Here is a 22162-nt window from a genome sequence, read left to right as displayed (position 1 = left end):
ACAAAATGGCAATTAAGGTTCTGTTGGCTGAAGCCGAACGGCAATGAAGATATAACCACCACCAACCACCAATGTTATCAACTTAAGTTTTTTTAACCACAGATGCACGCAGATAATCACAGATTTTAGTCATCAAACTATTTCATCTGTGGTTAATTAATTTTTTGGCAAGGGGCAGTTATTTTGCCAAAAGTTACAACCATTGTTCAATAAACCCGATAGTACAAATGCCACTTTTCGTGGCAGTGGGGAAAGCGGGGCCGTATTCCCCCATGGAAAACCGAACCACTCATTTCCAAAAAAAAATCTCCAATAATTTTTTTTTATATTGCATCAACCTCAACCAAACCAGCATTATGAAACTTATTTTACCTAGCCTGCTTTTGCTAAGTGCAATAACAGCGTGCAACAACCCAAAGAAAAAAGAAATGGAAACGTATAAATGGCCCGATGCTAAAGCCCCTGTGGCAGAAATTATTCCGCATAAAAGAATTTTACATGGCGATACCGTGGTAGATAACTATTATTGGATGATTGACTATTTTAAAAAAGGACCAGATAGCACCAAAGTTGTTGATTACCTGAAAGCAGAAAACACCTACTTAAATACAATGATGAAGGGAACTGATCAGTTTCAGGCAGATTTGTTTGCAGAAATGAAGGGAAGAATTAAGGAAAAAGATGAGTCGGTTCCTATTTTCAAAAATGGTTATTTCTATTATTCAAGAACGGAAGATGGAAAACAATACTTTAAATATTGTCGCAAAAAAGGCAGTTTAACTGCAAAAGAAGAAATTCTTTTAGATGTTGATGACTTAGCAAAAGGGCATGCTTATTACAGCGCAACCGGTTTCAGTATAAGCCCTGATAATAAGCTTTTAGCTTTTGGGGTTGATAAAGTTTCTCGCAGGCAATATACCATCAACATTAAAAACTTAGAGACTGGCGAAGTTTATAAAGATGCTGTAACCAACACCAGCGGAAGGACAGTTTGGGCAAACGATAACAAAACGCTTTTTTACACGGCTAATAATCCGGTTACTTTATTAAGCGAAAAAATTAAAAAACATACGCTGGGGGCCGACGCCATTACCGATCTGGTTGTTTATGATGAAAAGGATAACACAAATTATATTGGTGTAGGAAAATCTAAAAATGGTAAATTCATTTTAATCGGGTCGGAAGGTACGCTGACTTCTGAAATGAGAATGCTTGATGCAGACCATCCTGAAGCAAATTTCAAAGTTTTTTCCCCTCGTTCTAAAGATGTGCTTTACGATGTTTATCCCGTTGATGGAAAATTTTTAATACGCACTAATTGGAACGCAAAAAACTTCCGTTTGATGGAATGCCCGCTGGATAAAACCGAAAAGGAGAACTGGAAAGAGGTAATTCCGAATCGTAAAGATGTGCTTTTAGAAGGTGCAGATGAGTTTAAAGATTATGTTGTTCTATCGGAACGTAAGAATGGGTTAACCGAATTGCGTGTACTCAAAAAAGATGGGAGCGATTATTACATCAAATTTGATGAGCCTGCTTATGATGCAGGGGTAGGCACCAATCCAGAATACGACAGTAAAACTTTGCGTTATTCTTATACCTCCTTAACTACTCCAAATTCTATTTACGATTATAATTTAGAGAAACGCGATCAGCATTTAATGAAGCAACAAGAAGTTGTTGGCGGTTATGATCCGAAAGAATATGTTACAGAACGTGTTTTCGCCACCGCTAAAGATGGAACAAAAGTACCCATTGCCTTAGTCTACAAAAAGGGCTTTGAAAAGAACGGAAAATCGCCATTACTCCTTTATGGATATGGTTCTTATGGCGCAAACTCTGATGTATATTTTTCTACACCAAGATTAAGCCTGCTTAACCGCGGTTTTGTTTTCGCTATTGCAAATGTTCGTGGCGGGCAAGAGCTTGGGCGACAATGGTATGAAGACGGTGAATTGATGAAAAAGAAAAATACTTTCACTGATTTTATTGCCTGCGGAGAATATCTAGTTGATCAAAAATACACAAGCAAAGGACATCTTTATGCCAATGGCGGTAGTGCTGGTGGATTATTAATGGGTGCTATTGTTAACCTTGCGCCAGATTTATGGAACGGTGTAATTGCCGATGTTCCTTTTGTTGATGTGGTTAATACCATGCTGGATGAAAGTATTCCGCTAACCACCAATGAGTTCGACGAATGGGGAAATCCTAAGAAAAAAGATGCTTACGATTACATGAAAAGTTATTCTCCATACGAAAACGTAGAGAAAAAAGCTTATCCAAATATGCTCGTTACTACGGGTTTGCATGATAGTCAGGTTCAATATTTCGAACCAGCAAAATGGGTTGCAAAACTTAGAGCAAATAAAACCGATAAGAATGTTTTATTCCTGAAAACGAATATGGAATTTGGTCATGGTGGTGCATCTGGCCGTTTCGATTATTTAAAGGAAGAAGCTTTAGGTTATGCTTTTTTCTTTGCTCTGGAGGGAATAAATAAATAGTATAATTTAACTTTGGCAATTTGATCTGCCCAATTCGGATCAAGTTGTCAAAGTTTTACCTTAAATTTTTATGAATTCAAAACTAAAAACGCTCCAAATCATTCACCTTGCACTTTGCTCTGGTGTATTTTTATTTGCTATGGTTACCATTCTGCTCAATAAAGATAGAATGATCTTTGATGCCAAATTTGAAACCACATTTCCCTTTAACCCTATTTTCCCAATAATGGGATTGGCTACTTTAGCAGGAAGCATTTTTTTAAAAAAGATGTTAATTTCTAAAATCAATCCATCCGATTTCTTAGATTCTAAAATAGCACAATATCAAAGCGCATTTATTGTAGGTTCAGCGCTTTTAGAGGGTGGCGCACTTTTAAATATTGTTGGTTTTTTGATTACAACAAACGCTTTCTTCCTAATTTTTGGTGGAATAAGTTTGTTTTTCCTAATTCGCAGTAGGCCAACAAAAGATAAAGTGATTTCTGATTTACAATTGCAATACCCAGAAACCGAGGCATTGTAAGCAATAAGCCTTATCTTTGCCCCCCAATGGAATACAATGTTCATACCTTGCCCAACGGCATCCGCTTACTTCATGTGCCTTCGGCTTCCGCCATTTCTCATGCCTGCATAATTGTAAATACGGGCTCTAGAGATGAGCCGGAAAACAAAGCAGGCTTAGCACATTTTATCGAGCACCTCATTTTTAAGCGTACGGAAAAACGAAGTACCAATCAAATTTTAAACCGTTTGGAAAGTGTTGGTGCAGATTTAAATGCTTATACAACCAAAGAATATACCTGTGTTCATGCCTCTTTTTTAAATCCTTACTTAGATAGAACTTTAGATCTTTTTAATGATATTATTTTCCATTCTACCTTTCCCAAAGATGAAATGGATAAAGAGAAAAGTGTTATTTTAGATGAGATTGCATCTTATTTAGATCAACCTGAAGAAGCAATAAACGATGATTTCGAAGACATGCTTTTTGCAGGCAATGCTCTGGGAAATAACATTTTAGGCACAACAGAAAGCGTTCAGAATTTTACCAGAGAAGATATTATCAATTTCCGCAAGGCGAATTATAGAACCAACGAAATTGTTATTGCCGTTTTAGGGAACTACAGCTTTAATAGTGTAACAAAAAAAGGCACCAAGCATTTTGCTGATGTTGTAGAAAATTCGCCAACACAAAACAGAATAAAACCTGCTATTTTACCTCAAAGCAGTACTACCATTTATAAGCCGATTATGCAAGCGCATTGTATTTTGGGTACACAAACTTATTCTACCCACAACAAAAATAAAGCGGGTTTAATGTTGCTAAATAACTATTTTGGTGGCAATGGAATGAGTTCTGTTTTAAATCTTCAAATTAGGGAAAAGTACGGAATTGCTTACACAATTGAATCTAATTTTTCTCCGTTAAGTGATACTGGGATATTTTCTATTTACTTTGGAACCGATAAAGAAAAGCAACAGAGAGCGTTATCCTTAATTTTTAAAGAAATTAAGAAGCTAAGGGATAATCCGCTCAACGAATTGCAGTTGCTAAAGGCGAAAAACAAGTTTATTGGTCAGATTGCGCTAGGCGAAGAGAACAGAATCGGTTTGATTATTTCGATGGCTAAAAGCTTGATCGATCACAATAAAATTGATTCGTTAGAAAGAGTTTTTGAAAAAATTAATCAGGTTACTACGCAAGAAGTAGCCCAAATTGCAAACGAAGTTTTAGATATTGAAAAACTGAATATTTTTACTTTCAGCCCAATATTGGAATAATTCTTATTTTTGTAAAAATAATGTGCGTCGCAATTGTGGTTTCACCATTCGACTACTCGTCATTGCGAGGCACGAAGCCATCTTAAAGCGCTAGGTTAGAGCGATTGTTGTGGGATTGCTTCGTGCCTCGCAATGACGACCGATATAAAAAATAGATTACACAATGAAATTACCAATAGTAGCTTACGGAGATCCAGTATTAAAAAAAATTGGAACCGATATAGACAAAGATTATCCAGAATTAAAACAACTGATTAGCAATATGTTCGATACCATGTACTATGCTAATGGCGTTGGCCTTGCTGCCCCTCAAGTTGGTTTGCCAATCCGTTTATTTATTGTAGATACTGGCGATGATGATAATGGGAAACCGGGTTACAAAAGGGTATTTATAAACGCTCAGATTTTAGAAGAAACTGGTGAGGCTTGGAGTTTCAATGAAGGCTGTTTGAGCATTCCTGACATCCGCGAAAACATTATGCGCAAGCCGAACATCAAAGTAAAATATTTTGATGAGAACTGGGTGGAGCACACAGATGATGTTGATGGAATGCCAGCACGCGTTATTCAGCACGAATATGATCACATTGAAGGAAAACTCTTTACAGATAAAGTAAGTATTCTACGTAAAACGATGCTTAAAGGCAAACTGGATGCGATTTCTAAAGGAAATATCCAAACGGATTACAAAATGAAGTTTCCGAATAAGAGTAAGAAAAGATAGGTTGAAATGGAAGATGTTCGAGGGAAAATGGAAACATTTTCCCTAACTTATTTTTCTAAAATCCTCTAATCGTATTAAGATTCCTCTAACTAAATCATCTTATATTTTACAAACTCTATCAAAAAAAGCAAAATATTTTATTCTATTGTTAACACTTATTATTTCTAAGAACGGGACGATGTCTTGAAAATCAATCTTTTTTTTATAGTTATCCATAAAAAAACAAGTAATCCTGACGAAAGCAGACAAAATAATAGGTCTATAATAATTCCGTTTATTAAAAAACGATAGCTATTACCTGTCCCTAATTTTCCTCGCAATATTATATAATTATAAGATTGCTTCGGAAACCCTAAATAAATTGAAAGAGCTAATAATATAGGGAACAATATTAAAAATTTCTTAATCATAATATTTAGTTAAATGATTACGGTTAATTTTATAATACAGCCATAAGCATCCGATTTTAGAACTGACACATTAGCGGTCTTATTCAGGATTGTAAACTTGCCCAACTTTTTTCTATACTCTTCAAGTTCTCTACCATTATCAATATATGGTTCTTTTTGATGGCTAATGCCGTTTCTGCCAAAAAATTTCATTGAATCGTCATAAATAGCTGTGTAGTTAGTCAATAAGTTTACGAATATTGCCTCTGAGCTTATTTTAATATATATACTTTTAAAATCTATATCATCTATTGAAACATTCCTGAAAGTATACATATTTTCCCAGTGCTTCTCGTAGCATACTTCTTCAATATCTTTTTCCAAAATAATTTGGTCTTTTATCGCTGAAGTGACTAATTTATTCGATGCTATATTTTCTATAAGTGACATCTTAGTAATTATTTAACATCCACCAATACCTTTTGTATATGGCCTAACAGCACTTGAAGGTGTTCCATAATTATTTTTATATGTTACTCTTCCTCCGTAAGCCGAAACTTGATTTTTCAATAGATTTAGAAAACGATTCATTATTAGAGTAGTAGGTGCGCCAGATGCTGGCGGTGGCGAAGATTCAACTTGTGATTCTAAAATTTCTTCCGCAGCATCCTTGGCTAAAGCGGTAAGTCTTGCCGCTTCTGATGGTAAAATAATAGTACCATCTAATCTAGTTTTTGGAAACTCGAAATATAACGTTTTGTCAAAGTGATATATCACATAATCTACATGCAATTTCCCGTCAGTTCCTTGATACTCAGTAACAAAATCGAATCTCATGTCCGTTACACCGCTAGTTTGATAACTGCCAACCGACGCTGTAGTGTAAGCCCAAGAAGCACAATTAGACGGAAAATCCGGGTCTTGAGTGCCATTAATTTCAACATTACCGTCTGTTTCAGATTCATCATCATAATCTCCACCTGAATTATCTCCACCGCTTCCTCCATCACCAGGATCAGTAGGTGGATCTGGAAACCAAACATCTTCACAAACAGTCTCTTCAGAAGAGTCAACTAAATACCATGATACACCACAATGTGCATTGGGCCATATGCAGTTTGGACTGATTTCCACTTCTAATGTTCCTCCACAAGTTGTATATCCTGCTGGTGCAAAAACGCAATATTTCATCTCCTGATGACAATTTTGACCCCAATACGATAGCGAACCTGGTGTCGACATCAGCTTGGCACTTGCTATTCTTTGTGATTTTGTAAAGTTGTCAAATGGCTTGCCATTAGCATAACGAATAATAAATGATTTTTTTGTTTTCAAATTGGTAAGCAAAAGCTTGCCTGTAAAATTTAAAGTCGAAGATTTTGTAATGCTTGAATCCGCAAAATAAATTCCTCTAAAAAATTCTTTCTCATTCTTTACAATAAGATATGAATTTGAACGAATCTTTTCTAATTTATCATGTTCTGCGGTCTTAATATCCACCAAAAGTGTATAAAAAACATAAGATATGCTATCATTAACAATTTGTGAGGTAGGATGTTCCCAGTCTGGATTCCAAACTATTTTTTGATTTGTTTTTGGGTTTAACTTTTCGTCGATCTTGTTTTCGAAAAAATCTTTTTTTATAGCCGAAAGCCTCGCTTTATAATCTGAAGAAATTTTAGAGAGGGTTAGTTTATTGCCAATCTCTAACTGCCCTTCTACAATCTTTTTGCAGGAAAAGATCAATAAGATGATAATCCCGGCTAAGGCGAATCTTACTTTTGTAGATAATAATAGAGGATTAAATTTTGCTTCCATATTAAAATATTAATAATTAGTCAAAATGGGCACCTTGTTTACTATAACCAATGGGATTATATTATAAAGATAAGAGTCATTTTTTTATTTTGCAATGCTCGTATTAAAAAAATGGGTTTAAATATCGAATAAATTTTTATTTGAACAATAAATTTACCTAACGGATAGTTGATATCTAATTCTCATTCCGGCTTTTATCGCCATCAAAGATTTGTTGCATTAACTTACCCCAAGCAAAAGGATTTAACAACGGATTCGTTTGAACCATGTTTTTGTTAATCATTCTATCAAAGTTATACCGATAATTCTGACTTCCAATTTCCTGCCCATCACGCGGTAAAGTTTGAATTAAACCATCGATTGAGGAGCGCGAAAGATTTTTCTTGGCAATGGCCATATCATCATCTGCCAGTTTCATTGATAAAAACTCCCGTGTAAATTCTTCCGTAGTCGCCCATGGGAAAACCCGAACTGTAGGTAAGTTAATTACCTCAGCTTTTAGCTTAACCATAATGGTGTATTTATTATCAGGCATACTGGTGGGAATTACCGTAGAGAATTTTTTATAGCCAATTGCTGTAAATAAAATGGTATCTCCCTGATTAACGATAAAGGTAAAATAACCTCTATAATCGGCACCAACACGTTTGCTTTTGGCAGAAAGATTGGTAATAGTAACATAAGGAATCACGTCTGTGCTATCCATATCGGTTATAATCCCTGAAAATTGGATCAGTTTATCCTCTACCGGCCTTTGTTGTGCAAAAGCGGTTATAGAAAAAATTAGCAAAATCAGGGTAACGCAATATCTCATTAAGACAAAAGTAATTTTATTAATAAAACTTCCTTGTTAAATATTGTTAAAGCTATTCTTGCTCTGCCATGTTCACCGAAACTACAGAAGTAATTTCTGGTACAGCTTTCATAATGGCCTGTTCGATTCCAGATTTCATTGTCATAAAACTCATTGGGCAAGAACCGCAGTTTCCCAAAAGCTTTAATCTAACGATGCCATCCGAAGTAATTTCTTCAACAGAAACATTTCCTCCATCTGCCATTAGGTATGGTCTGATCGTTTCCAATGCCTGTTCAACTCGCTCTGTTAAATTCATTATCTGTTTTTTAAAGTATAAAAATAGTAATTTTTTAGCAATTCGCCATCTGTGCGTTGTTTATGGAAATTTGCTGGGCAATTTTACTTGCAATATCTCCAAATACAACATCCAAAAATGGGTTTTGATTTAATGCAACCGGTTTTCCGCTATCTCCAGCTTCCGAAATGCTTTGTATAATTGGAATTTCTCCCAAAAAAGGAACGTCAAATCGCTCTGCTAGTTTTCTTCCGCCACCTTTTCCAAAGATATAATATTTGTTATCTGGTAATTCGGCTGGCGTAAAATACGACATGTTTTCAATTACGCCTAAAACTGGAATATTTATCCCTGGCATCCTAAACATCGCCAAGCCTTTATGTGTATCTGCCAAAGCAACCTGCTGAGGAGTAGTGACCACAACCGCTCCAGAAATTGGGAAACTTTGTGTAATTGTAATGTGAATATCGCCAGTACCGGGAGGAAGATCGACGATTAAATAATCTAATTCGCCCCAATTGGTATCATTAAATAATTGTTTCACCGCATTCGAGGCCATTGGTCCACGCCATGGCACCGGCTGACCAGGATCTGCGAAGAAGCCTAGTGACAATAATTTTATTCCGTATTTTTCAATGGGAAGTATTTTGGTTTTGCCATCTGCAGTTTCTTCCGCACCTGGTTTTGCATCAACCAAATCGAACATGGTTGGTACAGATGGACCATAAATATCTGCATCAATTAAACCCACTTTTGCGCCATCTTTGGCCAAAACAACAGCCAGATTACTAGCTACGGTAGATTTACCCACACCACCTTTTCCTGATGAAACTAAAATGATGTTTTTAATGTTATCCAAAGATGATGAATTGTTTGGTTGGGTAACTCTAGAGGTAACGTTGATTAATACTTCAGCTTCTGCCGATACAAAATGCTTTACGGCATTTGCACAGGCATTTTTCAGCATCTCCTTCATTGGGCATGCTGGTGTAGTAAGCTCAAGTGTAAAACTTACCTGATTCTCAACTATCTGTAAATCCTTAATCATGTTTAAGGTTACCAAATCTTTTTTAAGGTCTGGATCTTCTACATTTTTAAGGGCATCTAAAACTTGTTGCGGGCTAATCTGCATCGTATTAATTTAAAATTCAAAATTAACAAAACATAGCCACAAATACTTTTATTTAGGGTTTTAAACTGTAATTTTAACACGAAATAAACATTTAATTGTTACGTTTAAGCAATTAACCATTTTAACGACTATATGCGAATACCAAAAATTAAAATCCCTAAAAAATATTTAAAAATTGGCGCCTGGATTTTGGGTGTGTTTTTGATTGTTTGTATAGCTTTAGGGGCTGTAGCATATAGCAAAAGAGAAGCGCTTCTGAAGAAAATGGTTGCCAAAGCGATCGCAAAGGCAGATAAAGATTATGGTCTTGAAGTTAAAATTGGCTCTGCCGGATTTACGGGCTTAAGCACCGTAAAAATGACCGCCATTACCGTTGTTCCTAAAGATAGAGACACGCTTTCCAATATTGGAGAACTGAGCGTTGGCGTTAAATTGTTTCCGCTATTATTTGGTAACGTTAAATTATCGGAAGTAAAATTGAATGATGGTTATGTAAGCGTTGTGCTTAAAGATTCTACCACCAACATCGATTTCATTTTAAAAAGAAAGAAAAAAGACAGCACAGAAAATAAAGGCAAAGCAAATTTACCAGAGATTGCCAGCAACATATTAAATCAGGTTTTATATAAAATTCCTGATGATATGGATGTGAAAAACATGGTTTTCAAGTTTAACGACCATGATACAGCCAAACTGAGTTTCGCGACAACCGCAACCATTGATGGCGGAGATTTAAAATCAACAATCAATGTGAATAATGGAGAATCTACCTGGCACATTGATGGCTTGGTAAAACCGGGAAGGAAAAAGCTCAGTTTCAGTGCCTATGCGGATGGAAAAAAACTCGAATTGCCTTATTTGAATAATAAACTTCATGCAAAATTAAGCTTCGATACTTTACAAACCGAGCTTAAAGATGCGGGTTACAGTGGCGATGATTATAAAATTTCCGGTTCTTGGTCGGTAAAAAATATGTTGATTAATCAAGCAAGGATTGCCAGCAATGATATTATTGTTCAAAGCGCAAAGCTTGATGCCGATGTTTTAATTGGGCCTAATTTTATTGCTTTGGATAGTACTTCAACTGCCTATTTAAAAAATGCCGAAATTCATCCCTATATAAAATATACGCTCGGTAAAAATAAAATTTACGAGCTTAAACTTAATGCCGAAGAGCAAGATGCTCAAGCCGTTTTGGATGCTTTTCCACAAGGATTGTTCGAATCTTTGGAAGGTTTAAAAGTTCAAGGGAAAGTGAAATACAATTTGAATTTCTATTTGGATACTAAAATTCCAGATAGCGTTCGCTTTAACTCAACTTTGACTCCAGTTGGCTTTAAAATTATCCAATGGGGCAAAACCAATCTTCAAAAAATTAACAGTCCGTTTGTTTATACGCCTTATGAGTATGGCAAACCGATGCGAGACATTACAATTGGCCCATCGAACCCAAACTTTACGCCGTTATCTTCCATTTCTAAAAACTTTATGAATGCGGTTTTAACGGCAGAAGATCCTTCATTCTTTACCCACAATGGTTTTGTAGAAGAATCCATTCGTAAATCAATCGCAGTAAATTTTAAAGAAAAGAAATTTAAGCGTGGCGGAAGTACCATCAGTATGCAGTTAGTTAAAAATGTGTATTTAAGTCGCCAAAAAACATTGGCCCGAAAAGCAGAAGAAATTTTAATTGTTTGGTTAATTGAGCATAATCATTTGGTGAGTAAACAACGAATGCTGGAAGTTTACTTCAATATTATGGAGTTAGGCCAAAACATTTACGGCATTGGCGAAGCATCAAGATATTATTTTGGAAAACAACCAGCAGATTTAACCATTGGTGATGGCCTTTTCCTAGCCAGCATTGTTCCCAAACCAAAGGCATCGATGTATAAATTTATGGCCGATGGAAGCTTAAAACCATATATGTTCAATTACTTCCGCTTTATGGGAAACATTATGGCGAGGAGAGGTTTAACACCGGCTGATACCTCGGGCTATGGTTTTTACAATGTTCGTTTAAGAGAGGGTTTACGCCAATATCTTGCCCCAGATACTGCCGTAATCGACACTACAGCATTTGATGATGACGATGAAGGAATGCCTCCCGTAATTATGCAGGATAAAAACAAAAACCTTTTCGATCGCATTTTTGGTGGTGGTTCTAAAAAAGACACAGGAAACAGGCAAATGATTAAACCTGGCGATACAACCAAATCAAAAAAACAATTGAGACAAGAGCGGAGAGAGCAAAGGCGGAAAGAGAAAGAATTAGAAGGCGGACAGTAAATTATTTATTGATTTAAAATCGGCATTTTTCCTTTTAGACGCACAAAACATTACAACTTTACCATAAAACCATACAATATTGAGCATGCACAAAATAAAAGTAGAGGACAAAGAGTTTGAAGTTTTTTTAGAAAACGATACCATTAATAAAAGAATTAGATTAATGGGAATTCAAATGAATGTTGATTACGAAGGAAAATGTCCTTTATTTATTGGGGTTTTAAATGGCAGTTTCTTATTTATGGCCGATTTAATTAAAGAAATTGATGTGCCTTGCGAAGTTGCTTTTATGCGTGTAGCATCTTACGAAGGAACTTCAAGCTCTGGGAAAGTTAAAGAACTTATCGGCCTACCAGATAATATTGAAGGCCGAGACATTATAATTGTTGAAGATATTGTAGATACTGGCTTAACTTTAACGCACATTTTAAAAACGATTAAAGAAAAAAAACCAGCATCGGTTAAAGTGAGTTCACTTTTGCTAAAACCAGCTGCATTAAAATATGATATAGACGAGCTAGAATATATCGGCTTTGAAATCCCGAACGAGTTTGTTGTTGGCTACGGATTAGACTACAATGGGCTTGGTAGAAATTTAATAGATATTTACAGAGCTACAGAAGCATAATTTTTAGACTGGATTAATTTATTTTTCGCACCTTTGCCCAATAATTTCTAACACAATGACCATACATAAAGAAGGCTACACCACAATAGCTTTAACTATATTGTTTATTTTCATCATAAACGCTTTTGTAGATTACAAATATTATGATGTAACCTGGTTACGTTGGTTTATTTATATCTTTTCCGCAGCTTTATTTCTAATCGTTTTGCAGTTTTTCCGCAATCCAAGTCGGAGTTTTTCTGCTGGAGAAAATTTGGTAATCTGCCCAGCAGATGGTAAAGTTGTTGTAATTGAAGAAACTGAAGAAGGTGAATATTTTAAAGATAAGCGCTTACAAGTTTCTATTTTTATGTCGCCGGTTAACGTTCACATTAACCGTAATCCAATCTCTGGAGTGGTTAAATTTTTCAAATATCACCCTGGCAAATATCTTGCCGCATGGAATCCAAAATCTTCTACTGAGAACGAACGTACAACAACCGTTGTGGAACATAAAAATGGTACACCTATATTATTCCGTCAAATTGCTGGCGCTTTAGCTCGCAGAATTGTTTGGTATGTAAAAGAAGGCGATCAAGTTGTACAAGCAGAACAGTTCGGGTTTATTAAATTCGGCTCAAGGGTTGATGTTTTTCTTCCGGTAGGAACAAAGGTTAATGTAGAACTTAACCAAGTTGTAAAAGGCGGGATTACTACTTTAGCGGAACTTATTTAGGTTTACCACGGAAGAGATTTTTTTGATTAATCTCACTAACTAAGATACTTTAAAATATTAAGTTGAGTTCAACATTTGATGTATGTAAAGAATCTTATTAAGGTTTTTTTACAATCCTTGATCTTGAAAATCCTTAAATCCTAAAAAATCCTGCTCCCTTAGTCTGTTGTATCGTTACCAACTTCCTTGTCGCCAGCTGGTGTTGCCTTATCGCTAATTAATCTTTGCGTTGGGTAAGCAAAATCAGATTTGTTGCGCATTACAATCTCCATAATTTTGAAGTTGATTTCCTGTTTTATGGAGAGATAATCATTATATGCAGTGATAGAAACAAAATATATAACCTCGATATTTAAAGAAGAATCACCAAAACCTTCAAAATAAGCATTGCCGTCATCACTCGTATCTTCATGCGCTCTAATAAAGGTTCTTATCTCATCAACAATCTTTTTAATAGTTTCTGCATTGGTTTCATAGGTAATTCCAAAAGAGAACTTAACTCTTCTAAAATTTCTTAAACTCATATTTTCCAAAACACCATCAATCATTCCTTTATTTGGAATGGTCGCCATGGTTTTCTCCGTAGTACGAATTAAGGTGCTTCTAAAACCAACTTTCTCTACAGTTCCTTCTACGCCATCAACTTTAACCAAATCGCCTACAACAAAAGGCTTGTCCAAGAAGATGGTAAAGGATCCGATCAGATTCTCTAAACTTTCCTTAGCTGCCAACGCAATTGCGATACCACCAATACCAAGACCGGTGATTAGCGTTAAAACATTAACCTCAAACACAAACCCCAAAAGCGTAAAGAAACCAATAAAAACAATTACAGTTTTAAAAAGCTCCTTTAAAAAGGGCACCAATTGATCATCAGATTTGCTTTCTGTTAAGGATGCCTTAAAGAGCAAAACATGCGAAATAAAATCGATTATGCGTAAAATGATCCAAAAAATGGAAAGGATAATCAAGAATAGAAAAATCCTATCGATACATTCGCCAATAGTTACAGGAATGGCTTCCTTTACTTTTCCAACTATTTTATGGTAATGAAATACCGAAACTTCTAAAGGATGTTTAAGTTGATTTATTGATAAATAAAGTGTAGTAAAAAGCATAAAAACCTCTATTGGCTTTAGCAATAAACCAACAAAAGTATCATCATGAGCCTGCTGAGAAAAACTTTTAAAAAGGGTAAACAGCAGTTTACTTAGAAGTTTAGAAACAAGCCTTCTAAAAATAAGTCCGACTAAAAGTATCCCACCGAAAAGGAAATAAGCTTTTATCGTATTTCCCCAGAAAATTTGGTCGAAAAATGCAGCATCTAACATATTGCAAAGATATAAACAAAAAAACCTCCACGATTAGATCGTGAAGGTTTATATCTTGTAATAAAGAATATTATTTTCTTAAAGATTTAATACGAGCAGCTTTACCAGTTAAAGCACGTAAATAGAACAATTTCGCTCTACGAACTTTACCATAGCTATTTACTTCAACTTTCTCGATGTTTGGAGAATTTACAGGGAAGATACGCTCTACACCAATACCGTTGCTCATTTTACGAACTGTAAAAGTTTCGTTAGCACCCGCGCTGTTGCGTTGTATTACTACACCTTGGTAAATTTGAACACGTTCTTTATTACCTTCGCGAATTTTATAGTGTACGCTCACTGTATCGCCAGACTTGAACGCAGGAAAATCTTTTTTCGCGATGGCCTGCTCTTCAACAAATTTTACTAAATCCATGATTTTAAGCTATTAAACCGACTTTCTTTACCTTGAAAATCGGATTGCAATATTAGGGAAATATTTTGATATAAAAAAGTCTAATTTAATTTTTTCCACATTCTTTTAGAATTCCACATTCTATTATGCTAACGGCTTCTATTCCAAAAGGTCAGGACGGCGTTTCTGAGTGCGTTCTAAAGCCTGTTCGTGCCTCCATTCATTTACTTTCGCTTCATGCCCGCTTAATAAAACATCTGGCACTTTATGTCCACGCCAATCTGCAGGGCGAGTATAAATCGGGGCATCTAATAAATCGCCCTGAAAACTATCGGAAAGTGCTGAAGTTTCATCATTCAAAACCCCAGGGATTAATCGAACTACGGCGTCCACTACAATCGCAGCGGGCAATTCTCCGCCACTTAAAACATAATCGCCTACGGAAATCTCTCGGGTTACAAAAACATCACGAATACGCTGATCTATGCCCTTATAATGACCGCACAAAATTATAATGTTCTTCTTAATCGAAAGCTCATTCGCTGTACTCTGGTTTAGGGTTACCCCATCCGGACTCATAAAAATAATTTCATCATATTCCCGTTCCGCTTGAAGCTTTTCTATACAGGCCGCAAAAGGCTCTATACTCATTACCATTCCACTGCCGCCGCCATATTGGTAATCATCTACGCTTTTTTGTTTGTTGGTAGAGTAATCCCTTAAATTATGAACCACAATTTCTGCAATGCCCTTTTTTTGGGCTCGTTGCAAAATAGAATGTGCAAAAGGGCTTTCCAGCAAAGCCGGTAAAACGGTAATAATATCGAAACGCATGGAGCAAAGGTAAGAATTGAGGTTGGAGTTTAACCAAATTCCAAGGAAATCTATTTATCGTTAATCAATCGCATTTACCTTAACCAATTGATCTGTCCACTCCAATCTTGCGCCTCCATTCTTAGCATCAACAACACCAGCCATTTTCATTTTTTGATTGTTCTCACTTAGCTGGAATGAGTTTATATACTGTTTGCCGGCCAATTGATATACGGCATCAGCTCTTGCATAAGTAATATCGAGGACATAAGTATTGTTTGATAACACCTTAAAAGATCCACTGTGCGTAACGATTTTGGTGCCGTTTTCTTTTGCTAAATTATAAAAACTGCCATCTGATTTAAAAACAATACTGCTTCCTGGATGATTGGTTACATCCCAGATTCCAATAAAAGGTTTAATTTCTTTTAGATTAGCTTGCTGTACAGTTTTACAAGATAAAATTGATGCTACGGCAAATAGGATTGCGGTGCAATAAGATAATTTTTTGAGCATGTTAATTTTGGTTAGAATGAAATCTAAATTAACAATTTTTATTTACTTATTTCAAATCAATTATGACAGGTAAATATCCAACAATCCTTCGGGCAAACTCAGCGTCAAAATCTTGCCCTCATCATCAATTTCTACGATAAAATCCTCATTTAAAGGGAAAAGGATTTCTGTTTCTTTGTACAAAACAGTAGCCACAAATTGTTGCGGATATTCGTTTACTTCTAAAATTTCGCCTAGTTCGCCAAGCGTTTCATCAACGGCTGTAAAACCTTTAAGATCTGTATAAAAGAATTCATCTTCACCACGTTCTGGCATGAGCGCAATGGGTAGATATAATTTTTTCTTCAATAATGGCTGTGCCTTATCAATATGATCAACATCATCAAAATTGAAGTAACCGGTTTTATTAACCTGAAGTTTTGCAGAAGCCACAAAATAGGGAACAAGCTTGCCGTTCATGTCTGCAAAAACTACATCAAACAACAGTTTTTCGTATTCATCGAATTCGAAAAATATCTGTACTTCGCCTTTTAAACCTCTCGTTTTGGTAACGTAACCTATATAAAATGCTTCTTCGTGTTTCATATCACCCCAAACCCCTAAAGGGGCTTTTATTAAATTCTCCTTTAAATAGAAATAGCGTTCCGAATAATCCGGAACGCTATTTTCTGAGCAACAAAATAAAATAAATTATTCTGCGCCTTCTTCTTTAGTAGCTTCTGCTGCAGGAGCTTCTTCAGTTGCTTCAGCCTCAACAGCTGGTGCTTCTTCAGTAACTTCTTCTTCAACAACCTCTTCTGCAACTGGTGCATTTTTAGCTGCGATAGCTGCTGCTCTATCTTCTTTTTTCTTAGCCTCTGCCACTAATGCTGCTTTACGCACATCAGCTTTAGAAGTAGCTAAACCTTCTGTTTTACCAGAGATTTTACCAGCTTTACCTTCTAACCAAGCTGTGAATTTCTCATCTGCTTGTTCTTGAGTTAAAGCACCTTTTTTAACACCACCTTCTAAGTGTTTTTTGTATAAAACACCTTTGTAAGATAGAATCGCACGAGCTGTATCAGTTGGTTGTGCACCACTGTTTACCCAAGCTAAAGTTTTTTCGAAGTTAATTTCGATGGTTGCAGGATTGGTGTTTGGGTTGTAAGAACCTAAACGCTCAATAAATTTACCATCACGTGGAGAGCGAGAATCCGCTACCACAACGTGGAAAAAAGGTTTCCCTTTTTTACCGAATCTTTGCAATCTGATTTTAGTTGCCATTTTCTTTTGTATTTATGTATTCAACATAGTTCCCGGAGCTTCGTGCTGCGGGGCTGCAAAGATAACTAAAATACTGTAAATTAAAAACATAGTTTAATTTCTTTGTTTTAAGGATATTTGCGCCTTAATATTTGCTGATACAAAATGGAAAGAATTGCGATTGATATGGACGAGGTGATTGCTGATGTAATCCCTAAATTTCTTAAACTTTACAACCGAGATTTTGGTACCCCACTCGATTTGGCCATTGAAGCCGGAAACGAAGTTTTTAAACAAATCCCTCAAGATGTTAACCAAAAATGGCTTGAGTACATCAACGAACAGGGCTTTTTTCGCGATTTAGAAGTGGTTCAAGATAGTCAGCGTGTAATAAAGGCATTGCAAGAAAAATATGATGTTTACATCGTTTCCGCAGCAATGGAATTTAGAAATTCTTTGGTTGATAAATACGATTGGCTAGCGGACCATTTTCCTTTTATCGATTGGCAACACATTATGTTCTGCGGAAATAAAATTGTTGAAGTTGATGTACTCATTGACGACAGAATTAAAAACTTCGTAAATTTTAAAGGTCGACCTCTTTTATATACTTCGCCACACAATCTTCTAATTACAGAATACGAAAGGGTAAATAGTTGGGAAGAGATTGCAGGTTTATTGCTGTAGTATTTGGAAGTTAAACCGTCATCTCGACCAGAGTGCAACGCAGTGGAGAGATCTTTTAACCGAGTCTTCTTTAAAAGATTTCTCCACTACGGTCGAAATGACGATAATTTAAATGTATTGAGGGTTAGCCATAGTTGTGTAAGCACGAACCGTTAACTATGTGATTCTTTCGATTCGTGGAGACACGAACCGAGGCAGAGGATGTATTGCGAATTTAATTTTAAAACTTGGACAACTTTTTTTTGCGCATTGCTATAAGAATTGTCTAAACTAAAACGATACCCATGGTTCGTGTCTCCACGAACCATTTATACTAACCTCAAATCGTTATAATCATCTAATTAAAAATTAAACTCTCCAACCAGATTTCCGTTTTTATTATCCGCAGCCATTGGTAAAACAATTACTTTTCGTTGCTCTTTTCCTGTAGCATAACGAGTATAGATTTCTGCGGTAACAGTTGTTGGCCCGCTGATGTTGATTTGTCTATCACCAAAATAATTAACTTCGATTTTATATTTTCCTTTAACGGCTTTTTTAATCATAAACTGCTCTGGTCCATATCCAGCAGTAAAATCATAACTAATTCTTCCGCCAATTTTTGTTTTTGCATTTCCATAATAACCTTTTTCACCCGTAGGGTCTGTAAGCCATAAATCGATATCAGTATCGTTTTTATTCCAGTTTAAAACCACGCGAACATCAACAGGTAAAGGCTGAATCAATCTTTTATCAACCCCTCTAATGCTTAATTTATCGCCATGTTTGGCAATCAAGTTATTAATCTCAGAAATAATAATTTCTTCAATTCCCTGGTCGCGATCTGTAGTTTGCGAATTATAACTTTGTGTTAAAACCTTATACAAATTATCCAAAGCTTTTTGATATTGACCAGCATCAGCTAGCGCCAAAGCATAATCACGGTAGCTTTGAGCATCCATTGGTCGCCATTGTAAAACTTTTTGGGTGATAAAAATCTCTTCACTATAATTTCCGGTTTGCTTTAATTTATAGGCAAGGGTTTTATATAAATCGGCATTTTCTAAATCGAGGTCGGCAATGTTACTCAAAATGGTTAAAGCCCTAACACTATCCTTTTGCTGATAAAACCAATTGGCTACATCGAAATAAAACATTGGTGTACTAATGTAATTCGGACGCATTTTTAAATAAGCTTGATAGGCGCTATCAGGTTTACCAATCAAGTTTTTCATATAATCCTTATCGCTTTTAAATTCGGGAATAACAATTGTTGGTTGCGTTTCCGTTGGCCTTACTGCGCTTTGTTGAATATTAATGCCAGCAACTTTTCCCTGCAGTGCTTGTTCTACATTGGCAACAGGTGCCGAAGCTAATTCTTGTGACCTAATAGTAGTAACTGAACCTGTAGACATTCTTTTTTGCTGTGTAGCATATCCAACAATCACCACTTCACTTAACGCATTTTTTTGTTCTGATTCTCTAAGCCTTTCAACAGTTGGAGGTTCTGCTGCTTTGTCTGCTTGGATTCTGGGTGGAGCGGCCGGACTTGCTTGTGGTGCTGAGCGTGATATTTGTGAACTACCTTGAGCAGTTCTAGTTTGATCCGCAACAACAACATTTTCTGGCGTTGGATATTGTTCTTTCCCTTTTGCTGGTTCTTTGTAATAAAAATCGGTATTCCACCAGGTTTTCAACTCTTTTGTCATGGCAACTGCAGCGTTAATCAAATCTGTTTTACGTTCTTGAATATCGATTCTACGTTGTTTTAAAACAGCTTCGTAAGCTGGTCTTAATTCTACAGGCGGCGTAATATCATAACGCAAATAATCATCCAAATTTTCTAAAACAATTAGGCTGGTATTGCGGGTAACAATTCCAAATTGTTTGCTAAGAACGCTGATATCATCTTTGTTTGCCTCGTACTGAATATCCATTTCGGCAATTTTCTTTTGCGCCCAAACTCTGCTTACATCAATACTACTTAGTACGTGTTCGGTTGCATTTAAGCGAATCGTTTGCTCTGAAACAACGGTTGTACCGTAACCAAACTGTAAAATAAATTCGGTATTTAAGCCATTCATAATTCCCGCAACAGACAAATGTCCATTTACGTTTACATGCATCAATGGATAAGTTTGGCGAACATCAACTCCGTTTTTTATGCCAAGAAATTGTAGGTTCTCCTGACTCAATTGTTTAAAACCATCATCAACTGATGTTGAATTTAAGTTCACAAATTGTCCCCCGGTTTTTAGGCTGATGAATTTCAAAGTGCTATAATCGGCTTTTGGAGCAGTATTTACACAATGAACTGGTTTATTTAAGTTAACGGTGTTTTTGCCAAACGTAGAAAGTCCATCGCTAAAGAAAATATATTCTTCAGCTTGTAAGGATTTAACATTAATGGCGCTGAAGTTTGTTCCTCCATCGTATGTAATTTTATTCAGTTTTTCTTTTAAAACATCCCAATTTCCATTAGAAATGATAAACGTTCCAGCGTTTTTAAAACCATTATTCACTAAACCCAATTGAATGGTTAGGTTTTGTTTTTGTTTGATTATCAAATCTAAAAGTGCCAATTCCTTTTTCGTATCCCGTTGCAATCCACTTAAAGATGCATCCCAGATTAGGCCAATTTGATTTGCCCATTGCCTCGGGCGACTTTGAACCTTTGGAAAAACATTAACCAAGAAATAATATCCGTTAGAAGCTTTTTGCATTTGAACTTCTGGCAAATCATTCCGCTTTGGCAGATTAATGGTTAAGCCGTTTTTAGGCTGATAATTGGTTTTATTAATTTCTGCAACGTAAGTATTTCCACTTGCCTTTAAATCGAAACTGCCATCGGGCTGTTCTCCCAATTCAGGTTTTATAACGCTTTCGAAAACAGTAGTCTTTAAAGAAAATTTCTCGATTGCTTGATTATAATCTAAAGGCAAGTGATAGCTCAATGCTTTTCCGCTATTAAAACCTAACTCTTCTTCGTAACCCACAATTATGGTTCGGCTTCCGTTTGCTGGCAATGGATAAATTCTTGTTCTGAAGTTATTCCCTTCTACCTTTTCTAACAAACCCGGATCTACACGGCGACGCTCGATACTTTCGAAAACTTCGGTTGCCTTTGCCTTTTCTACCGGAACAGCTTCTCGCATTTTACCGTTAATATCTAAAGCATACCGACTTATGCTCACACCCTCGGGCATAGGAAAAGTGAGTTCGCCTTCCAATATCCGATTACTGCTGTTGTAAAAGGTCATCGTCATTACCGTGGTGGCAATGTTGCCCGTAATTTGAACATCGATGCTAAGTTTATTTAGCTTAACAGCTTGTTTTTGTTCTTCGGTATTTGCCTGCTGAACTTTAAGTACAGGCATTTGGGCTTTTACAAAAATAGCAAATAACAATAGGGGAAGGATGGTTAGCGTTTTGCGAAATATCATAACAGTGGTTTTATTTACTGATGCAAAAGCGATTAAGATTGCATAAATTTATTTTTGATTGAAGAACCCTTGGGTTAGCAGATTTGTATTTAATGATGCTAGGAGGCCGAAAATAGGTGCAGTTTAGGGATTAAAATAAACCTGACAGACAGCGTTATCTCGATTAAAAATTCTAATTTTTCATTAGAATTTATCGAGATAACGCTGTCTGTCAGGGCTTAATATTCCGATGAAAAACCGAACCTTGCTTTTCTAAAAACTATGTAACATTTTATAAAAAAACAGTTCTAATTATAAAAAACTAAAACTATGTTAGTAACCACAACGCCTACTTTAGAGGGCAAAAAAATAGTAAAATACATTGGCCTGGTAACTGGAGAAACGATTATTGGTGCAAATATTTTTAAAGATTTATTTGCCGGCATTACAGATATTGTTGGAGGAAGATCGAGCTCTTACGAACGTGTTTTAAGAGAGGGAAAAGATACCGCCGTAAATGAGATGCAACAATACGCGGCTGCTTTAGGTGCTAATGCAATTGTTGGTGTAGATTTAGATTATGAAACTGTTGGCAGTGGCGGAAGCATGCTGATGGTTAGCGCCAATGGAACTGCTGTAATTATAGAAGATTTGTAGATAATATTGATCGGATGAATAAGTTTTCATTATTCATCCGATT

21 protein-coding genes are annotated in these 22162 nt (G+C 36.0%); 9 read left to right on the top strand and 12 right to left on the bottom strand.

Translation table 11 applies throughout. The annotated features are described in order from the left end of the window. Positions 1-356: 356 nt before the first annotated feature. From H7U22_RS07270 to def, 4 genes are all read left to right on the top strand, one after another. Positions 357-2507: a S9 family peptidase gene (locus H7U22_RS07270; RefSeq protein WP_187070688.1), complete on the top strand. Its 2151-nt coding sequence runs from the start codon at positions 357-359 to the stop codon at positions 2505-2507. A 70-nt stretch (positions 2508-2577) separates the two neighbouring features. Beyond that, complete coding sequence (locus H7U22_RS07265) at positions 2578-3030, top strand: hypothetical protein (protein ID WP_187070687.1); 453 nt, start codon at positions 2578-2580, stop codon at positions 3028-3030. A gap of 26 nt (positions 3031-3056) precedes the next feature. Beyond that, entirely contained in the window at positions 3057-4289 is a 1233-nt protein-coding gene (locus tag H7U22_RS07260) for a M16 family metallopeptidase (RefSeq protein WP_187070686.1), read from the top strand. A gap of 163 nt (positions 4290-4452) precedes the next feature. Continuing rightward, complete coding sequence (gene def, locus H7U22_RS07255) at positions 4453-5013, top strand: peptide deformylase (RefSeq protein ID WP_187070685.1); 561 nt, start codon at positions 4453-4455, stop codon at positions 5011-5013. A 419-nt stretch (positions 5014-5432) separates the two neighbouring features. Here the strand turns inward: def and H7U22_RS07250 are convergent, their stop codons facing one another. From H7U22_RS07250 to H7U22_RS07230, 5 genes are all read right to left on the bottom strand, one after another. Next, on the bottom strand, positions 5433-5852 hold the full coding sequence (locus H7U22_RS07250; RefSeq protein ID WP_187070684.1) for a hypothetical protein: 420 nt from the start codon (positions 5850-5852) through the stop codon (positions 5433-5435). A gap of 12 nt (positions 5853-5864) precedes the next feature. Beyond that, positions 5865-7220, bottom strand: coding sequence for a hypothetical protein (locus tag H7U22_RS07245; protein WP_187070683.1), 1356 nt, complete (start codon positions 7218-7220; stop codon positions 5865-5867). A gap of 175 nt (positions 7221-7395) precedes the next feature. Further along, positions 7396-8034, bottom strand: coding sequence for a peptidase associated/transthyretin-like domain-containing protein (locus tag H7U22_RS07240; RefSeq protein WP_187070682.1), 639 nt, complete (start codon positions 8032-8034; stop codon positions 7396-7398). A gap of 52 nt (positions 8035-8086) precedes the next feature. Continuing rightward, positions 8087-8332 carry a NifU family protein gene (locus tag H7U22_RS07235; RefSeq protein ID WP_187070681.1) on the bottom strand — a complete coding sequence of 82 codons (246 nt, stop codon included), beginning with the start codon at positions 8330-8332 and terminating at the stop codon, positions 8087-8089. A 34-nt stretch (positions 8333-8366) separates the two neighbouring features. After that, a complete protein-coding gene (locus H7U22_RS07230; RefSeq protein ID WP_187070680.1) occupies positions 8367-9443 on the bottom strand; it encodes an Mrp/NBP35 family ATP-binding protein in 1077 nt (358 codons plus the stop codon). A 132-nt stretch (positions 9444-9575) separates the two neighbouring features. Here H7U22_RS07230 and H7U22_RS07225 point away from each other — a divergent pair, with 132 nt between their 5' ends. From H7U22_RS07225 to H7U22_RS07215, 3 genes are all read left to right on the top strand, one after another. After that, the gene (locus tag H7U22_RS07225) at positions 9576-11732 is read left to right on the top strand and encodes a transglycosylase domain-containing protein (protein WP_187070679.1); all 2157 of its coding nucleotides are present in this window, start codon (positions 9576-9578) and stop codon (positions 11730-11732) included. Positions 11733-11817: 85 nt separating this feature from the next. Beyond that, positions 11818-12360, top strand: a complete 543-nt coding sequence (hpt, locus tag H7U22_RS07220; RefSeq protein ID WP_187070678.1) for a hypoxanthine phosphoribosyltransferase — start codon at positions 11818-11820, stop codon at positions 12358-12360. A gap of 55 nt (positions 12361-12415) precedes the next feature. Next, positions 12416-13075, top strand: coding sequence for a phosphatidylserine decarboxylase family protein (locus tag H7U22_RS07215; protein ID WP_187070677.1), 660 nt, complete (start codon positions 12416-12418; stop codon positions 13073-13075). Positions 13076-13233: 158 nt separating this feature from the next. Here the strand turns inward: H7U22_RS07215 and H7U22_RS07210 are convergent, their stop codons facing one another. The 6 genes from H7U22_RS07210 to H7U22_RS07185 form a co-directional block, all read right to left on the bottom strand. Further along, the gene (locus tag H7U22_RS07210; protein WP_187070676.1) at positions 13234-14406 is read right to left on the bottom strand and encodes a mechanosensitive ion channel family protein; all 1173 of its coding nucleotides are present in this window, start codon (positions 14404-14406) and stop codon (positions 13234-13236) included. A 70-nt stretch (positions 14407-14476) separates the two neighbouring features. Next, complete coding sequence (gene rplS, locus H7U22_RS07205) at positions 14477-14824, bottom strand: 50S ribosomal protein L19 (protein ID WP_123207043.1); 348 nt, start codon at positions 14822-14824, stop codon at positions 14477-14479. Between the two features lie 138 nt (positions 14825-14962). After that, entirely contained in the window at positions 14963-15637 is a 675-nt protein-coding gene (gene trmD, locus H7U22_RS07200; protein WP_109928773.1) for a tRNA (guanosine(37)-N1)-methyltransferase TrmD, read from the bottom strand. A 60-nt stretch (positions 15638-15697) separates the two neighbouring features. Further along, on the bottom strand, positions 15698-16132 hold the full coding sequence (locus H7U22_RS07195) for a hypothetical protein (RefSeq protein ID WP_187070675.1): 435 nt from the start codon (positions 16130-16132) through the stop codon (positions 15698-15700). 60 nt (positions 16133-16192) lie between these two features. Continuing rightward, a complete protein-coding gene (rimM, locus tag H7U22_RS07190; RefSeq protein ID WP_187070674.1) occupies positions 16193-16717 on the bottom strand; it encodes a ribosome maturation factor RimM in 525 nt (174 codons plus the stop codon). A 105-nt stretch (positions 16718-16822) separates the two neighbouring features. Next, on the bottom strand, positions 16823-17395 hold the full coding sequence (locus H7U22_RS07185; protein WP_187070673.1) for a 30S ribosomal protein S16: 573 nt from the start codon (positions 17393-17395) through the stop codon (positions 16823-16825). A 144-nt stretch (positions 17396-17539) separates the two neighbouring features. On the opposite strand from H7U22_RS07185, the gene H7U22_RS07180 reads away from it, so the two are divergent. Then, positions 17540-18061, top strand: a complete 522-nt coding sequence (locus tag H7U22_RS07180; RefSeq protein WP_248284694.1) for a 5' nucleotidase, NT5C type — start codon at positions 17540-17542, stop codon at positions 18059-18061. A 341-nt stretch (positions 18062-18402) separates the two neighbouring features. On the opposite strand, the gene H7U22_RS07175 is transcribed toward H7U22_RS07180, so the two are convergent. Continuing rightward, positions 18403-21483 (bottom strand): VIT domain-containing protein, encoded by a 3081-nt coding sequence (locus H7U22_RS07175; protein WP_187070672.1) that lies wholly within the window; start codon positions 21481-21483, stop codon positions 18403-18405. Between the two features lie 309 nt (positions 21484-21792). On the opposite strand from H7U22_RS07175, the gene H7U22_RS07170 reads away from it, so the two are divergent. Then, positions 21793-22119 (top strand): heavy metal-binding domain-containing protein, encoded by a 327-nt coding sequence (locus H7U22_RS07170; RefSeq protein ID WP_109928779.1) that lies wholly within the window; start codon positions 21793-21795, stop codon positions 22117-22119. Positions 22120-22162: the final 43 nt, after the last annotated feature.

The organism is Pedobacter fastidiosus (assembly GCF_014306625.1).
In the GTDB taxonomy this organism is placed as follows: Bacteria; Bacteroidota; Bacteroidia; order Sphingobacteriales; family Sphingobacteriaceae; genus Pedobacter; species Pedobacter fastidiosus.
This window is presented reverse-complemented; position numbering and strand designations above follow the sequence as displayed.

Coding starts and splice junctions, on each gene's coding strand:
- hpt (WP_187070678.1), top strand. CDS start 11,818: ATGCACAAAATAAAAGTAGAGGACAAAGAGTTTGAAGTTTTTTTAGAA.
- H7U22_RS07235 (WP_187070681.1), bottom strand. CDS start 8,332: ATGAATTTAACAGAGCGAGTTGAACAGGCATTGGAAACGATCAGACCA.
- H7U22_RS07195 (WP_187070675.1), bottom strand. CDS start 16,132: ATGCTCAAAAAATTATCTTATTGCACCGCAATCCTATTTGCCGTAGCA.
- H7U22_RS07180 (WP_248284694.1), top strand. CDS start 17,540: ATGGAAAGAATTGCGATTGATATGGACGAGGTGATTGCTGATGTAATC.
- rimM (WP_187070674.1), bottom strand. CDS start 16,717: ATGAAACACGAAGAAGCATTTTATATAGGTTACGTTACCAAAACGAGA.
- trmD (WP_109928773.1), bottom strand. CDS start 15,637: ATGCGTTTCGATATTATTACCGTTTTACCGGCTTTGCTGGAAAGCCCT.
- H7U22_RS07175 (WP_187070672.1), bottom strand. CDS start 21,483: ATGATATTTCGCAAAACGCTAACCATCCTTCCCCTATTGTTATTTGCT.
- H7U22_RS07230 (WP_187070680.1), bottom strand. CDS start 9,443: ATGCAGATTAGCCCGCAACAAGTTTTAGATGCCCTTAAAAATGTAGAA.
- H7U22_RS07215 (WP_187070677.1), top strand. CDS start 12,416: ATGACCATACATAAAGAAGGCTACACCACAATAGCTTTAACTATATTG.
- H7U22_RS07260 (WP_187070686.1), top strand. CDS start 3,057: ATGGAATACAATGTTCATACCTTGCCCAACGGCATCCGCTTACTTCAT.
- H7U22_RS07225 (WP_187070679.1), top strand. CDS start 9,576: ATGCGAATACCAAAAATTAAAATCCCTAAAAAATATTTAAAAATTGGC.
- H7U22_RS07270 (WP_187070688.1), top strand. CDS start 357: ATGAAACTTATTTTACCTAGCCTGCTTTTGCTAAGTGCAATAACAGCG.
- H7U22_RS07170 (WP_109928779.1), top strand. CDS start 21,793: ATGTTAGTAACCACAACGCCTACTTTAGAGGGCAAAAAAATAGTAAAA.
- H7U22_RS07245 (WP_187070683.1), bottom strand. CDS start 7,220: ATGGAAGCAAAATTTAATCCTCTATTATTATCTACAAAAGTAAGATTC.
- H7U22_RS07265 (WP_187070687.1), top strand. CDS start 2,578: ATGAATTCAAAACTAAAAACGCTCCAAATCATTCACCTTGCACTTTGC.
- H7U22_RS07250 (WP_187070684.1), bottom strand. CDS start 5,852: ATGTCACTTATAGAAAATATAGCATCGAATAAATTAGTCACTTCAGCG.
- H7U22_RS07210 (WP_187070676.1), bottom strand. CDS start 14,406: ATGTTAGATGCTGCATTTTTCGACCAAATTTTCTGGGGAAATACGATA.
- rplS (WP_123207043.1), bottom strand. CDS start 14,824: ATGGATTTAGTAAAATTTGTTGAAGAGCAGGCCATCGCGAAAAAAGAT.
- def (WP_187070685.1), top strand. CDS start 4,453: ATGAAATTACCAATAGTAGCTTACGGAGATCCAGTATTAAAAAAAATT.
- H7U22_RS07185 (WP_187070673.1), bottom strand. CDS start 17,395: ATGGCAACTAAAATCAGATTGCAAAGATTCGGTAAAAAAGGGAAACCT.
- H7U22_RS07240 (WP_187070682.1), bottom strand. CDS start 8,034: ATGAGATATTGCGTTACCCTGATTTTGCTAATTTTTTCTATAACCGCT.